General features: G+C 36.7%; 11 protein-coding genes and 3 pseudogenes. All 14 read left to right on the top strand.

The window, feature by feature from the left end; genetic code table 11:
* Positions 1-34 precede the first annotated feature (34 nt).
* Complete coding sequence (locus tag COL05_RS15840) at positions 35-745, top strand: response regulator transcription factor (RefSeq protein WP_098669317.1); 711 nt, start codon at positions 35-37, stop codon at positions 743-745.
* Positions 738-1,760, top strand: coding sequence for a sensor histidine kinase (locus COL05_RS15835; protein ID WP_180233461.1), 1,023 nt, complete (start codon positions 738-740; stop codon positions 1,758-1,760). The genes COL05_RS15840 and COL05_RS15835 overlap by 8 nt, the downstream gene beginning before the upstream one ends.
* Positions 1,761-1,825: 65 nt before the next feature.
* Positions 1,826-2,013: pseudogene (locus tag COL05_RS32345) on the top strand (hypothetical protein); the annotation flags it as partial.
* Between the two features lie 132 nt (positions 2,014-2,145).
* Positions 2,146-2,661, top strand: coding sequence for a hypothetical protein (locus COL05_RS15825; protein ID WP_098669319.1), 516 nt, complete (start codon positions 2,146-2,148; stop codon positions 2,659-2,661).
* 65 nt (positions 2,662-2,726) lie between these two features.
* A pseudogene (locus tag COL05_RS15820) lies at positions 2,727-3,629 on the top strand (helix-turn-helix domain-containing protein); the annotation flags it as partial.
* A 1,932-nt stretch (positions 3,630-5,561) separates the two neighbouring features.
* On the top strand, positions 5,562-6,464 hold the full coding sequence (locus COL05_RS15810; protein ID WP_257152576.1) for a S1 family peptidase: 903 nt from the start codon (positions 5,562-5,564) through the stop codon (positions 6,462-6,464).
* Positions 6,465-6,634: 170 nt separating this feature from the next.
* Entirely contained in the window at positions 6,635-7,483 is an 849-nt protein-coding gene (locus COL05_RS15805; protein WP_098669314.1) for a DUF2278 family protein, read from the top strand.
* A gap of 531 nt (positions 7,484-8,014) precedes the next feature.
* Complete coding sequence (locus COL05_RS15800; protein WP_180233460.1) at positions 8,015-9,049, top strand: PLL family lectin; 1,035 nt, start codon at positions 8,015-8,017, stop codon at positions 9,047-9,049.
* A gap of 678 nt (positions 9,050-9,727) precedes the next feature.
* Positions 9,728-11,044, top strand: coding sequence for an FAD-binding oxidoreductase (locus COL05_RS15795; RefSeq protein ID WP_098669312.1), 1,317 nt, complete (start codon positions 9,728-9,730; stop codon positions 11,042-11,044).
* Between the two features lie 882 nt (positions 11,045-11,926).
* Positions 11,927-12,100, top strand: coding sequence for a hypothetical protein (locus COL05_RS31405; protein ID WP_180233459.1), 174 nt, complete (start codon positions 11,927-11,929; stop codon positions 12,098-12,100).
* Between the two features lie 245 nt (positions 12,101-12,345).
* Positions 12,346-12,546: pseudogene (locus COL05_RS31910) on the top strand (hypothetical protein); the annotation flags it as partial.
* A gap of 357 nt (positions 12,547-12,903) precedes the next feature.
* Positions 12,904-13,500: a hypothetical protein gene (locus COL05_RS15780; RefSeq protein ID WP_098669310.1), complete on the top strand. Its 597-nt coding sequence runs from the start codon at positions 12,904-12,906 to the stop codon at positions 13,498-13,500.
* 4 nt (positions 13,501-13,504) lie between these two features.
* Positions 13,505-14,983 (top strand): CFI-box-CTERM domain-containing protein, encoded by a 1,479-nt coding sequence (locus COL05_RS15775; RefSeq protein ID WP_098669309.1) that lies wholly within the window; start codon positions 13,505-13,507, stop codon positions 14,981-14,983.
* Positions 14,983-15,492 carry a hypothetical protein gene (locus COL05_RS15770; protein ID WP_098669308.1) on the top strand — a complete coding sequence of 170 codons (510 nt, stop codon included), beginning with the start codon at positions 14,983-14,985 and terminating at the stop codon, positions 15,490-15,492. The genes COL05_RS15775 and COL05_RS15770 overlap by 1 nt, the downstream gene beginning before the upstream one ends.
* Positions 15,493-16,020 lie beyond the last annotated feature (528 nt).

The following is a 16,020-nucleotide window of genomic DNA, read 5'->3' as shown; positions in this document are numbered from 1 at the left end:
ATGTATAATAGAAATTATGAAAGCAGGTGTTATTTTGCGAGAAATTAAAATTCTTATAGCAGATGATGAAAAAGAAATTAGAGATTTATTAAAAAAATATATGGAGCGAGAATTATATAAGGTTGATGTTGCTATAGATGGCGAGCACGCTCTTTCGTTATTTAATAAAAACAAATATGATCTGTTTATATTAGATCTTATGATGCCAAAAATTGATGGGATTGAGGTCTGCAGAAAATTAAGAGAAAAAACGAATGTTCCTATTCTAATGCTCACTGCTAAAAATCATGAAACTGATAAGATATTAGGTTTAAGTATGGGCGCAGATGATTATATTACAAAACCTTTTAGTATAAATGAGGTAGTGGCTAGAGTTAAAGCTCTTATGAGGAGATTTTTAGTTTTAGGAAGTGAAGCAGGGGATGGAGAACAAACACGTATAGAGTTTAAAGAAATCTCAATTGATATGAAAAAATATACTGTTTTCAAAGAGGGGGAAGAGATTCCTTTAACTGCAAAAGAGATGGAACTACTAAGGTTTTTTGCTTCAAATCCGGAGCAAGTGTTTACAAAATCTCAGTTGTTCCGTAATGTTTGGGGGGACAACTATTTAGAAGATGATAATACTGTCATGGTCCATATTCGAAAACTTAGAAAAAAAATAGAAGTGGATCCCTCTAATCCTCAATTAATACAAACAGTTTGGGGAATAGGATATAAGTTTGTAGGTGACCAAAATGTATAGCGATAAAATTATCTTACTTAATATTCTTCAATTATTATGTATTATAGGACTTTTTTTTACAGATTTAAATAATCAGCTATTAGGAATAAATAAACTTGTTTTGTACATAGTACTATTTTTCTTTACGACTTTTCTCTTACTTATAAGGTTTCACTTCGTTAATCGTTTGAAAATAATGATTGAGGAGTTACAACGTGTAATTAAAGGGAATTTAACAACAAGGTTAATTGTAAATGAAGATAATGTATTTAATAAAATGATATTTTCTGTGAATGAATTAATTGAACAGTTAGAGAGAGTTCAAATCGAATCCATTAAAGCTCAAAATGCGAGAAAAAGGCTCTTATCAAGTATTTCTCATGATATCAGAACTCCTCTTACATCTATTATAGGATATATTGATGCTTTAAAAGATGATATAGCTGTTTCTCGAGAAGAGAAAAAAGAGTATCTTGAAATTATTTCAAAAAAATCCAGCAACTTAAAGCAATTAATCAATGAAATATTTAATATGGCAAAGCTAGATGCAGATGAAGTTTTAATAAATCCTGAATCTCTAGAGTTAACTGAAATTACCAGAGAAGTATTAATTGAGCATTTGCCTGAAATCAAGAAGAATAATTTGGAGTTAAAGCTTAGTTTACCAAAAACAAAATGTTTTATCACGGCTGATTATCTAAGTATTATAAGAATTATAGATAACCTAATAAAAAATGCTATTTTATATGGGAAAGAAGGAAAAGTACTTGGAATAGAACTCATGGAATCAAATCAAGAATTCCAATTGCTTGTTTGGGATAAAGGACAGGGAATCGCGGAACATGATTTAGATCATGTATTTGAACGAATGTATCGTGGTGACCAATCAAGAAATTCTATTAATGGAGGTAGCGGATTAGGGCTTGCTATTGCTAAATCCTTAGTAGAAAAAAACCAGGGCAGGATATGGGTTGAAAGTAGTCCATGGAATAAAACAGTTTTTGGTATCTCTTTTCCAAAAACAGAAAAGGTTTAATAAATATAGATAATATAGGGTTTAAATTAAAATTTGTCCCAAATAATGTAGTAAAGTAGTTATACAATATAGGTTTATGTATTAGTGACCTCTTAAAACTAAAGGTTGCAGGCTTGAAAGGGAGTTATATCTTAATGCTTGAAATGAAGAGCGGTAAGCAGTAATGTATCTAGATTACTGCGGCATTAAGAAGGGATTTGTAAATCATATGTATATGCAGACAAAGAATATAGCCTTGCTTATAAAGAAATTTATGTGAATAGAGTTGTTTAATTTACAATAAAGTTGTTTAATTCTTATTGAACTAACGGTGCAGGATAGTTGAATAAGGATGATGATATACTTAAGGGGGAATTTACTTTATTTATTATTTATGAGGTGGAAAATGGACTCTTTAGAATTAAACAAATCTAAATATATTGTCTCTAATATCAAAGAAATTTTGCATAAAAAGCTTATTCTTGATAAACCGTTAACTAAAGATGAGGTGAAAAAATTAAACCTAGTTAATCCCCCTGTATACGAAAATGAGAATTACCTCATTCAAAAACGGTGGTTTTATAGTATTAATATCGGAGAATGGGAAGATGTGGATATTATTATTCAAGGGAATAATGAAAATCCCGATGTGGAGATTATCGAAATGTCAGAAAAAACATTCGATGAACTCCATCTATATATAAGCTGTGCATTAAAATATTTACAGAAATTCTTCCCTAATCAAGAAATGAAGAACTACTATCTATCCACAATATGTTTTGGGAAGATGGTTAATTTTGAAAATTATATATTTTCTGGGTTTAGTTTAGCTTTTATTTATGATGGTCACTTTGAGTTTCAGTATAAAGTAAAATTTAAAGACGATGGATGGCCTATTGGTTTTGAAGGTGGGCCACTTTAATAATAATAGATAATTTTTTCTTATTGAACTAACTGGTGCTTTAGTTCAATAAGATTTAAACAACTTTATTATTAATTTTTGTCTACAAGCACATTTTAAATGAAGAGGATCCAAATGAAACCTTAGCTTATAAAAAGCAAAGAATTCGAAGGTTATTTGTAATGGATGAAATTATTATTGCAAAAGATATTGATACGGATAAAACATTGGGAATAGAGAGTATGAACGTTACACCAGGTAGTTTTTTATCGAAATATCTATATGGTTCTGAAAAACTAACAGGTTTATTATCTAAGAAAGCATTGGAGTATAACAGCAAGCAGCAGAGATATCACAAAAGGTTAACTAGATATCTAAGTTGGCGTTGGCGTATTCAACAATCCTATCAACATCTAACTCATTTATATAGTATTGGTGGTCCTAAAGGGCTATTACAAGTAATGGAGATAAGTATGAATAGAAAACCTAGCCTAATAAGACAAGTTTTCGAAAAGATGTTAGATGATCTTATGAGAGACCAAGTAATTCAAGAGTGGAAATACTCTCCTGAAATTGATGAAGAAAAATGTAAGGGGAAAAACTGGTTTGAGAATTACTGGCTAAAATTAAAAGTAATTATTTCTCCGACAAATGAACTTGTTAAATTACAACAAGAGTTGATTACTAAGAAAAGTAAGCTGCAGTCACCATTAATTATCGAGATTGAAGAAAAGCCACCTGTAATTGAAGAGAAGCCAATAAGTATACCAAATCAAGAAATACCTAATAGTATTGAGTTCTATATTGAAAAAATGAACACGTATAAAGAGAAGAATAATAAAAGTATTCGTGAGTTAGCGAAAGAAATCGATATTTCATATTCAACACTTTCAAGGATGTTATCCGGTAAAAGAAAACGATTAAATGATGATACGAAGAATAAGCTAGATAAGTGGATAGAAAGACAAGAAGTAATGAATTTATTGTAGGATAATACAATGAGTGAACTACTCGCCACTTAGCAAAACTTGAAGTGGGAGCTTCTCAGTTCCACGACGAAAGCAACCTTTCGTCTCCCTAAGCGTTACTTCGGGGTGTTCCACCCCTAGATGTCCAACGCTTGGAAGCTCTTTTGGTATGGTTGATATTTTACGCAGGAATCGAATGGCTTGGTTTTCACACTCTATTTTCTTCCTGCAACCTCATATATCAAGTTATCCAAGAACTTCATATAGCTAGTTTATCAAAAGTTTTTGGCTATGCCAAACCGAAATTCACCTCCCACCTACCGTTGGGGTATCGCCCTTCACATGCTCGAGGAAGGAGAATTCTTTCGGATGATTCGTTAAAAAAATCGAGATTATGGATTAGAGTGGTAAAACGGGAACACAGACATGTTCGATTTATCCCTTCGACGAAGTTGGGGAGTTAAATCAGGACATGTCGGATAAATCCCGCGGATTTATCCGAGCCGGCTCCCTTTCTTAGTTTTTGCTTACTTCTTCTTGTCCTGGTTCTTCTTCGCGCTCTCCTTCCTGTTAATGTTACCTTCACAGTTGGGATCGGGGTGAGCGTAAACAATCTGCACCATTTCGTTAGTCCCATTATAAAAATAGAGACCCATCGTTGTCATTCCCTCCCCGTTGTTGTTTAGTAATTTGAAAATTGTTCAAAAATTGGAACGGTTTAATGCATGATCAGGATTTTAAAATTAAACAAATTTATTGTAATTGCACATAATCAAGCTAAAGCCACCTATAGTTATTCTGGACACAATAATATACAATAACCTTCATCATCCCTGTAATATTGGCAGGGAGGAGGAGCTATGGGGCATGGACGGTAAGGATTAAAAAAATAATAATATGGTCTCATAGGACGAGGATTTGAATTTATAGGATAATAATATGGATTTATAGAGTATTGACGATAAAACAAGCCTATCCCTCCTTATCTTATTCTTCATTACTTAGAATGTATTTGAAAGTTTATGTTCTTGTAGATTGTCTATATATAATTGTGTCTTTACCTATATAACGAAGATAGAAGAAAAAATATTAGACCTGACTCATACCAATCCCTATGGGCGATTATTTGTTCAATTTTTAAATTTTCCTATTATCATCAAGAATTTTGCTCTTGTTTTTCTACTAACTGTACTTGAAAAATGTCAGAGTCTCTTATGTCTAGAACTCACATTTCTTTTTTTAAGATATATTTTCTTCCATTAGCTTGATATTCAGAAAGCCCTTCTAAGCTGCGCATAGTTGATAATAGGCGTTTAATATCCTGGTTCTTTGTTTATATCTATCGGAGCATTATAGAATCCTAGAAAGCTCTTAATACATGTGTATTTTTGTTTTAAAGAAGAAGCAGCATATTTAGATTTACTTGTAAGGGAATCTAAATATTTTTGTATGTCATTGCTAGTTAATGAATTTAGGCTTTCAGATGAGACATCCTGGTGTTTCTCTAGCCATTATAAAAATAGAGCAAGTTCATAAAGGTAGGTAGTGATAGTAGATTGTTTTCGGCCCAATCCACTCATATATAAAGAATATTCATCAATGAGCTCAGTGTGAGACATTTTTATATACTCCTTTTTGGTCAAAATTGCGCACCTCATTATTTTATAAAATAGAAAAATCCTCACAATGGGGGCTTCTTCTCTTTGTTACTTGTATTTTTTATACTTAATCATTGTGGTAAGAACTAGCACTTATATTACCTTGTTGTATAACAAATGATAGGCATGGGTAGATTTCACTACTCTTAATAAAGTTGTATTTTCTAAAATTTCTTACAAAGGAAGGAATTATATGGATCAAAAAGTAAAAGAACTTATAGATATTAAAAGAGCCAACGAAAATGTACTACTAAGCAAGCCCAATGTCATAGGTGTCGATGTAGGATTTAAATATGTGGAGGGAAAGCGAACTGACGAGATTACCATACGTACATTTGTAAAAAAGAAGGAAAACGTGAATCCAGAAGATGAAGTTCCTCGAACAATTGATGGGGTAAAAACAGATGTTATTGAAGAGAAAGAGGTAGTATTACAAGTGTTAGAGGTTCCAGTGGATACACCCGTTCTTGAAGTTGAAACAGGCAGGTTTGAACCTTTAATCGGTGGAACTAGCGTAGGTCCGTGTAGAACCTTTACTAATGAAGAAGGCAATCAAGTTACCTATGTTGGTACACTTGGAGCTATTGTTCAGAAAGAAGATAACAAGTTTTACGCATTAAGTAATTTTCACGTCATGTGCGTTGACAGTTCATTTGCCCGAGGGGATGAAATGACACAACCAGGTAGACCTGACGGTGGTAGATGTTCAAATGATTTAATCGGAAAATTAGATAATGCATGTCTTAGTAATAAATTCAACTGTCAAAACCAGCAAGTTGATGCCGCTATTTCTACTATTGAAAATAGGTCAGTATCATCAGAAATTCTAAATATTGGTAAGGTAAAAGGGAAAGCCTCGCCAGCTCTCGGCACGGCTGTTCGTAAGCATGGTCGTACGACTAAATTGACCTTTGGAACTGTAACTGGTCTTGATCGTACTGTTTCAATTCCTTATGGACATAGTATTGGTGTAGTGACATTAACAAATCAAATTACCATTGCACCGGATACTACCAGAAATCCTAGATTTTCTGATCGAGGGGACTCAGGTTCAGTCATTGTCGATGAGCAAAATCGCGTCATAGGATTATTGTTTGGTGGAACTATAGATGGATCAAGAACTTTCGCCAATCATTTTAGTGATGTTGAAGAGGCCCTCGGGATTGCACTCTTTACTGAGGTTCCTGTTCACACGTAACTTAGAAACATAAATAATTATTGGAAATTTAAGGAAATTAAGTTTCTTCTTACAAATCATAACGAGTATGTGTGAAAGCTTAAATGGAGAATATGTATTATTTTATAAAATTAGATTAATTACGGAATGGGACAGTAGATATTATTAAAGAAAAGAAGGTGGATGGGTATATGTCACTTCCGATATATGGTGTATTTAAGGGGAAAGGTAGTACTATAGATGAAATTAGATGTGAAACTCCACGAGAAGGTCCAAATCAAAAGCTAGAAGGACAAGTTATATGTACAAGAGATGAAAAGGATAATCCTCACTACAGCTTTAAGGTTAAAAGCGCATTAGAAGATGACTTTGGAATAGAAATTAAAGTTAATGTAAGGTCTTCGTCGACAGATAATAGATTTACACGTAATTTGTACTGTTATTTTGTAGACGACTTCCAACCACAAAATGCAATGAATTTTTCTTTAGAAAACCTTAAGCAGATAGACTATGGTCTAACTATTTTAGATTTTGATGGCCAAGCTAGAAAAGAAAGTGGGATTGCACTAGATTATCTTCGCAGTAGTATATTTACTCTAAGTCATCCAACTAATTTAAATGAATTATTTGTCGAAGTGCCAACAACTAAAGATAGTGAACAAGGGGAATACAATGATTTAAATGAGTTCATACATGATCGAATTAGAAAGGCACAAAAAAGCGATGCTGATATATATTTTTTTGGAGATGCATATCCACGAACACCCAGAAATTTTAGATATCCAAGAAATATTTCAAATGAAGAAGAAAGAAGGATCAAACTGGAGTTTCTAAACAGAAACGGGCTTAAAGGGATGCATGATGTTCATATGAATCAAGGGAACACTGGCACAGAAGAGTGGATAGAAGATAATGGTGTGTTTCAAGACGGAGCATTGATAATTCATTTTAAACATGAAGATAAATGGTCCGCTATTTTCTTAAGATTCGCTACGCAATGCTTAACAACAGATAATTCTACAGGTGAATGTTTACGTTAAGTTTATAAGGCGTTTCTATTGTAACAACCGCTTTATTTCCTTAATTAAGACGTTATTGGGATATTCACCTAGTCAAATTACAGGCTAGGTGTTTTTTTACTTAATTATCTGATTGAGAGATAATAATAAATCGTCTTTTAAGGTTAGTTAATAACTTCATTTGACCAAGACGCCTCCAAAAATAAACCTTGTTAAGGATTATAACCGCAACTATCTACTCCTTCTTTTTGGGTATTATTTTAATCCGAAGCTATGTATCTTAGACACTCACCCAATTATGCAGAGACAATCATCTAAAGTGGGTATATCAAAATATACTAGTAAGAAATAAAATTTGATAAAGTTAATTAAATTGTTTTAAACGCCTTAGAAAGGTTTGATTTTATGTATTATTATAATTATTTTCCGTTATATAGAACACACGGGGCAATTTTTTTCAATGGAAGGAATTCACCGGAAGAACCTATTTATGCTGGTTTATACGATTTTCCCTTAGGAAGTGTCACAGCTTTATCAAGAATCCCAGGGAGCATGGAAATATGGTGGATTGGAAAAGACGGTTCCATACAAAACGCCTCTTGGTATGAAGGTAGACGATGGACCCGGCAGGAAATCGCCCCAGCTGAGAGTGCTTCCATTCATGGAAGTATCACAGCTGTGTCAAGATTTCCTGGCAACATGGAAATATGGTGGATTAAGAAGGATGGTTCCATACAAAATGCCTCTTGGTATGAAGGCGGACGATGGACCCGGCAGGAAATCGCCCCAGCTGGCAGTGCTTCCAATCAAGGAGCTATTACTGCTGTGTCAAGAACCCCAGGGAGTATGGAAATATGGTGGCTTGGGAGAGGGACTGGGGTACAAAGTACCATACGCTATGCCTCTTGGTATGAAGGTGGACGATGGACTCAGCAAGAGATTGGACCAGTCGATAGTGCTTCCCCAGATGCAGGTATTAAAGCTGTCTCAAGAATTCCAGGGAGCATAGAAATATGGTGGATTGGTCCACGTGGTTCCATACAAAACGCCTATTGGTATGAAGGAGGACAATGGAATTTGTGGGAGTTCGCCCCAGATCTTAGTGCTTCAAACTCTGGAAGAAGTATCACAGCCGTTTCAAGAATTCCAGGGAGCATAGAAATATGGTGGATTGGGTGGGACGATTCCATACAATACGCCTATTGGTATGGAGGCGGACAATGGAATCGACAGGAAATTGCCCCAGCCGGTAGTGCTTTCCGCAGTGGAAGTATCACAGCTGTGTCAAGAATCCCAGGAAGCATGGAAATATGGTGGATTGGAAAAGACGGTTCCATACAAAACGCCTCTTGGTATGAAGGAGGACAATGGAATCGACAGGAAATCGCGCCAGCCGGTAGTGCTTCCTACAATGGAAGTATCACAGCTGTCTCAAGAATCCCAGGAAGCATGGAAATATGGTGGATTGGAAAAGACGGTTCCATACAAAACGCCTCTTGGCATGAAGGAGGACAATGGAATCGACAGGAAATCGCGCCAGCCGGTAGTGCACCATGCACTTTAAACTGGGAACAGTACTGTCCCTGATATTTTATGTTTGTGAGTGGACCATTTGCAATAGCATTACTATTTTTAAGTTGTTGTAATTCTCTATCAAAAGGTAATTAGGGCACTTTTCTTTTTGAATATTATCTTTCCTTCTTGAATGAATCTTAAGGAAGTTAAGCCTTAAAGTTAGAACGCTCGAGCTCTGTGACTCAATTCATTTTTATTTGCTGTTATTTTGGGTTGTTCTACCTTATACACCGAAACTAATAAGCAAGTAAACAAAAATTAAGAAAATGACCTTGTTCAACTATCAGAAAATTAACTTCTGTTCAGGGGGAAAAAAGCAATACTCAAGTAGACGAAGCTCATTCATTTTTTTATAAACCACCTCTTCTAATTGTCTGTCTTATTAGTCATAAATGTTGTTCCCTTTCTATCCTCCCTTAGTTAAACTATCCTCCTGTTACTTCAATAACCTTTTCCTTACCAATGGGAGGGGACTTAATGCTTCTCACTTTGCTTAATATTGGTCACATCTTGGTCACGAACTAATTATAATTAGATAAATTCATATGGAACTTCCTACTTGGATGAAGCGTCACTGCACTTTTTTTACAAAAATCAATCCATTCGTCCATCAGTTCTATGTCTTCTTGTTTTGCATATGGATAATATAAAAACTCTCGGTATCTTACATTTTAAAGGAGGCATTGTCTCATGGTAAGGACAGAAGGGCTAACCGGGCGTGTAATCCTGCAAGGAGAAGGCGGCTATGACGAGGCAAGATTCAATTACAACGGCCGTTTTAACAAATTCCCCAAAGTGATTGTTTACTGTGAGGTCGTACAGGATGTTGTCAACGCGATCTTATGGGCACGCAAGCAACAGATTCCTTTTCGCGTGCGCGGCGGCGGACATAGCTATGAAGCATTTTCCAACGTCGACGGCGGTCTCGTCATTGATGTTAGTGGGCTGCTACGGTTGGAAATCAATAGAGATGTCGGTACGGCGCAGGTTGGCGCGGGGTTCCGTTTGATGGATTTGTATGAAGCACTTTGGAAGCAAAGAGTGACCATCCCAGGCGGGACTTGTCGGTCGGTTGGTATATCTGGATTAACGCTTGGAGGAGGATACGGGTTGTTGTCCAGGCTTATGGGAATGACCTGTGATAATGTACTCGGATTGGAAATAGTTACAGCGAAAGGCAAGATCATCTATGCCAATGAGGGTCAGCACAGTAACCTGTTTTGGGCTTGCCGTGGTGGGGGAGACGGTAGCTTTGGTGTGATTACATCCTTTACCTTTCGTGTGCATCCGATCAAGAATGTCGCTCGTTACAGAATGACATGGGACTTTTCTGATCTCGAAAAAGTGGTGCGTTATTGGCAGGCGTGGGCTCCCCATGTCGATGCCCGTCTGACATCCCTTCTATCACTTACTGCGAAGGGCAGGCTCCGTTCCAACGGCGTATTTGTCGGCTCGGAACAAGAGCTCAAGCAGATTATGCGCCCTTTGCAAGAGGCGACTCGGCCCAAGACTTGTGAATTCCACTCCACTACTTGGATTGAAGTTGCTCGCCGGTTTGCGGCACTACCGGTAAAGCAAGAAAAATTTAAAAATTCTTCCGCCTATGCCTACGAACCTCTGTCAGATGAGGCACTGGGCGTATTAATCCGTAACTTGCAAGCCGCCCCTGGCCCAACTAATGTGGTCGCATTTGACGCCTATGGTGGTTCAATTAGCGAAGTGCCCACCGACGAAACGCCATTCGTACACCGCAAAGCCTTGTTCGTGATACAATACCTATCGTACTGGTCGGAGGATGCTGAAGCGGATAAAAATATCCGATGGATCGAGAAATTCCGTGAATCTATGCTCCTCTATACCCACGGCGCATATCGCGACTACTGCGATTCAAACATCCCTGATTGGCCTATTGCATATTTTGGAGAAAACTTCGCTAGGCTGAAGAAGGTCAAACGAATGTACGATCCCGAGAATCTATTCCGTTTCGAACAAAGCATTCCGAAATAAAAAATATTAAAAATTCAAGTCGTTTTAATACACTCTAATAGGATAGAGTTAATTCCCAAATAACCCCTAATTCAACTATATCAATAAAAATCCAATAACTTGTTATAATGAGAAAGCCCTTGAAACACAAGTGGTTTCTAGGGCTTGTGATAATGACCCCCGATTGGGTTCGAACCAACGACCTTTACCCTGTTAAAGGGGGTAACATTCCCATTACGATTTCTACCATTAGTTCTGTCTGTAAAAAATTCCATTAATATTGAAATATCACTAATAAAGTAAAATAACATAATTACTGTAAGCATATACTTTTGCATTATTACTTACTCCTAATCCTAAATTTTTATTTTATATTGTAATTACACATTGTTTTTATCCTCGTTATTTTCGTTAGCCTTGCTAACTCTTTAAGGTAATAATGTTCGCATATTCGCTCTACATCCTGGCGATTCGGTTAATTCTGGCTGGACGTGGAAGCGAAGCGACAGGGCCGGCACTCACAAATGTAGCAGGACGGATCTACATGGCTTGGAGAGGTATTGATGACGACGAAGGCATCTACTGGTCAACTCTATAAGTTTTTAGCAGACGATGCCAAGTTCGGTGGGTGTTACTTTGAAATAAAGTCGTATAGTTTTGAATAAAGTTTAACCGTTTATAAAAAAATGTACTGTTTTTAAAAATGTTTGAACAAACATCCTGTATTTCAAGTAGTTCTCGACAACAAGCGAAGATCGATGGTCAATTCCATTTTATTAGACATAAGAAATCACCCCACAGATTTATATAATCAGTGACCTGAATGTGTGATGGTTCTGTTCTATTTCTTCCTTAATACAAAAACTAATTGAGAAAATAATAGTTATAGGGAGGTGATAATTCATGAACAATCAAACGGAAGGTACCAACAAACAGAGCGTCGAACGAGGTGTAATGTGTAAATATGGTGAGGACTTTTATCCAGATGGGGTCATAATTTGTATCAATGGTAAGAATAAGAAATGTCGTAATGGTCATTGGGAATCTTTAGGTACAACCTGTAGAGATATGGATTAATTAAACATTAATTAGGTAATTATGGAGCAATGCATTAGAAAATAATTAAATTTTTTTATAAAAAATGATTCAATTGAATTATTAAAATCGTGTTTTGATTAAACTTTTTTCAATACACGATTTTTCTTTCTATTCATTTATCCGGTTTATTAGTATCATTTTGATCAAACTTTATTAAAAATAACAGCTGACCATATATCAAATTCTTAGCGGCTGTGAGGTTGCTTTTATTTGAACTTTCTTTCAAACCAACAGCTGCTTGTATAGAAAAAAATCCATTATTTATGGAAGCGTATGTAGAATTAATCAATCATAAGTTTGTTATTTCTGAATTAGTTGTAGAGATCTCCTCTGTTCTAATAGAATTAAAATATTTTATTCAATTATCTTTGCCACTGCTTCAAAATAGGATTTATTCCCAAGAACCTTATTCTGCTTCTCTTTAGCAAGCGAGTTTAGTTCTTGTTTTATCATTTAATTATTATATATAATTTAATTATTATCTGAATAATTAGACATACTGTGTGTTCAAGTGAAACTAAGGCTGTTAATATAAGAGTATCTAGTCTTAGGGTATCTCCTTCTTTCTACAATAACTCGACAGGGGAAAGGAGCTTCCTTTTTTGTGATTTGGTAGTGTTTTTATATAATTATATAAACTGATATTTATCAAGTGTGTACGCCTCTCTGAAAGGAAAATAATTACAAATGTATGTATAATATAACCTGAAAAGGGAAAAATGTGTTTTGAGGTTTATATATCTAACTGCAAATTTGTAGAATAGTATTTAAGGAGGATTTGTATGCCATCAATTAAAGATGTTGCCGATCAAATAAATTCGAGACTAAATCTAATTGCCACAAATACTGCCAACATAGCCAAAAATACGTCAGAAAACTTGGTAGTTTCTCAAGACATACGTAAGGAACTAAACCAGACAAATGGCCAATTATTGCAAATTGACAATAAATTGGATGTGGGATTTGCAAGCTTATCCCAGGGGCTTTTCGCAATGCTACAGGTACAACATGCTTCTTTGGAATTACTTGACTATAACCGCCAGCAGAACGACACAATTATCTGCGAACTAGTAAATAATAACAAAATTCTTTGCAACATCATGCGCAAGTTGAGTCACCAGTTACAGATGAGCGAGAAGGGGCTCGAATCAGTTGTACGTATTGAAGGCATCACTGAACGCATTCATAGCAGTGAAGCAGTTGATTACGACCGTCATCACGAACTGAATAAGAAAATTGAACAATGCTGTCCACCTAAACCAATTCCAGAGGAAGAATGCCCAGAGGTTTGTGAGACCCCGATTTATCGGGAGCGTAAGCTAGAGGGTCAGGATTGGAAACCATTGCCGAAACCACAAAGACCGGATCAAGTGAGGTAATGCTATGGCTATGTTCATTTTAAAAGACGCAAAGGGAATCGGTTCAAATGAATTTGATACCAATCAGGGTTTTGTCGACCTCGCTATCATAGCCAACGACGTCGGACTCGGTCTAAACGATCCGGTCAATGGCAAACAACAGGTGACCTACAAACGATCAATGGAAATGGATGGAGCACCTCAGGTGCGCCTTGATGAATTAGTGAATAAAGTATTTACTCCTAACTATGGCAAAGATGGAAAAGGACCGGGAAATGTGGACATCGTTGTAATTCCGGCGTTACCCGGATTTACTCTCAAGAATGGAACTCCAATCCAGAATAACGCATTTGCATTACCACCATCAAACAGTAACTGGGATGGGGCAAATCTGAATCCAACTAAAGACTGCCTAATTATCTACGACATAAAGCAGGATATTTGTGTCGCACGTGCCGGAACAAATGGCGTTACAGATTTACCAATTTCAAATCCGGTCGTACTTTATCATGAATTTTCCCACGCTTTTCGGATCGTTAACAACAAAGTTAAGCAAACGACTTTTGAATGTAAACCGTCATCCCCGGAGGAAGAAGCAGCAATCGTTGACGAGAACGAATTGCGGACGCAAATCGCAAAACGTAATGGAGTAACACCGGAGCTTCGAGACCCTAAGATTTACTGTGGATCTACAGGATGCGGTGGTACATGGATTGGCGGAGGCGGAGGCTGCTGTATTATCGCGACCGTTGCTTCAAAGTCATTGACCTCTCCGCAAGTTCAGTACCTCAGATTCATACGAGACCATTTCGTACGTAACACGGAGGTCGGGTATGCGTTTTTCGAGAAGTTTTTTTATGACTACTACGCGTTTTCACCGCAGGTTTGTACTATCATGGCAGGCCATCCAAACATTTCTGAAATATTGTTGGAGGGTTACATAGATCCTTTGCTGGAGTTCTGGAAGATAATGATCGAAAGGTCCAGTCATCAGTTCAAGGATTTTGATTTAGGTACGGTATTTGTACGTAATCATACGGACCGGGCACAGTCGAAGTCTCGCTTAGAAGCTCTACACCGTACAAACATATACTGGCTGAATCAGCAGGTTTCGGACAACAGTGATGATATATCTCAAGAGCTAATTGCACTCCTGAGTGAGCTCGCATGGCCTAGTGACTATATTCAATGGTCATTAGTTGCTCCTGTCCGAATTTATCATGATTTGTTGACTCTTTTCTTTGATGGTGCCAACGAACAGACTATTGGGCGCGAGTTCAATCGTGCACTGGAGTCTTGGATTCCGGAGGTTCCAATTAATATGGTTTGGGCATCCTTATCAGCGGAACAAGTGGCCAAGGAACTGGAGTTTTGTGACACCGTCTTGCTGCAATCAGCAAGTAACAGAAAGCGTTTTCGTCAACGGCTTAAAGATCAGTTTAGCGATATTACGTCAGTTAAAGTTATTTTGGACAATGAGGAAAATATTAAAGGAGGGGCATAATGACTGATAACAATATCTATCCAGACGCCCTAAAGGCTTCAATCAAATCAGCCAAGCGAACAGACGAAAATATTGAGCTAGTCGTTCGTTTATCGAATACAGCTACTAGAGCGCTACACTACATAGTCGATGTTCGTACTAGAAAATACGATCCGGAAACCAGGACACTTACATTATCCCTTTCGGATGAAGGAAGAGAGGTTATTCCTAGCGCATTCGCTACATTACCGGAGTTTCGTTACATTGACCCTGAAAGTGACGCGGAAATTTTACTGAAAGTGCCAGAAAAGCTGATCATACTGTCAAGTACTGATCCTCTGGGTGAACTGGCATTCGAAGTCCATCAATTATCTGATACCGAGGAGGTTGTAGTCGAAGTCGGTTGTGCTGATGTGCCTTTCTACAAGGACACACGTGTAAAGGTTGATATGCAACTTCCCGCCGCTCGATGGCAGCAGCACAAAGTCCGGGTAACAAAGCGGATGGAAGAGCTATGGCCCAAGAGCTAATACTGTAATTGTAATGTGAAGGTCTTGTCTACTTTGACCTTCCAAGTCGTACCTCTTATAGGTGTGTGAATTGAGATCGTTAGCGCTCCACTTTTAAAGGAATTGTATGGCGTCACGCCTCTAGTAGGTGCATGAATTGAAAGTGTAAAACATTTGATAGTAGTTTATTAAACTTTAACGCATTACTCAAATACCTTGTGACTATTGTCCTTCACAAGTCTGAGGAATAAGGATTCTTTTGGATAATGCGTTAATTTTAATTAATAATTCTTGAAATCTATAATGTTGTTATGTAATATATAGGTATATTGTTAGTTTATTTGATTCCGTTTATTCCCACACCTTTTTGTGTTGTGGTTGAGTTGTAGAAGCAAGTTGCGTCTTGTTTTATTTGTGAAAGGGCTTCTTTGAGCCGATTAGTGTATATATAGCTTATTTTGCTATGCACATTATTAATCGACTTGAAGAAGCCCTTTTTGTGTTGTTTTCAAGTTTGCAGGCAGGGTTATGAATCATAACAAATTACAA

It is taken from the genome of Bacillus sp. AFS059628 (genome assembly GCF_002571225.1).
Taxonomy (GTDB): Bacteria; Bacillota; Bacilli; order Bacillales; family Bacillaceae_G; genus Bacillus_A.
Note: the sequence above shows the minus strand (reverse complement) of the source record. Positions and strands in the feature narration are given on the sequence as shown.

Bases quoted from the DNA above. Each gene is read 5' to 3' on its own strand.
- COL05_RS15805 (WP_098669314.1), top strand. From the start codon at position 6,635: ATGTCACTTCCGATATATGGTGTATTTAAGGGGAAAGGTAGTACTATA.
- COL05_RS15775 (WP_098669309.1), top strand. From the start codon at position 13,505: ATGGCTATGTTCATTTTAAAAGACGCAAAGGGAATCGGTTCAAATGAA.
- COL05_RS15780 (WP_098669310.1), top strand. From the start codon at position 12,904: ATGCCATCAATTAAAGATGTTGCCGATCAAATAAATTCGAGACTAAAT.
- COL05_RS31405 (WP_180233459.1), top strand. From the start codon at position 11,927: ATGAACAATCAAACGGAAGGTACCAACAAACAGAGCGTCGAACGAGGT.
- COL05_RS15795 (WP_098669312.1), top strand. From the start codon at position 9,728: ATGGTAAGGACAGAAGGGCTAACCGGGCGTGTAATCCTGCAAGGAGAA.
- COL05_RS15825 (WP_098669319.1), top strand. From the start codon at position 2,146: ATGGACTCTTTAGAATTAAACAAATCTAAATATATTGTCTCTAATATC.
- COL05_RS15835 (WP_180233461.1), top strand. From the start codon at position 738: ATGTATAGCGATAAAATTATCTTACTTAATATTCTTCAATTATTATGT.
- COL05_RS15800 (WP_180233460.1), top strand. From the start codon at position 8,015: ATGGAAATATGGTGGATTGGAAAAGACGGTTCCATACAAAACGCCTCT.
- COL05_RS15770 (WP_098669308.1), top strand. From the start codon at position 14,983: ATGACTGATAACAATATCTATCCAGACGCCCTAAAGGCTTCAATCAAA.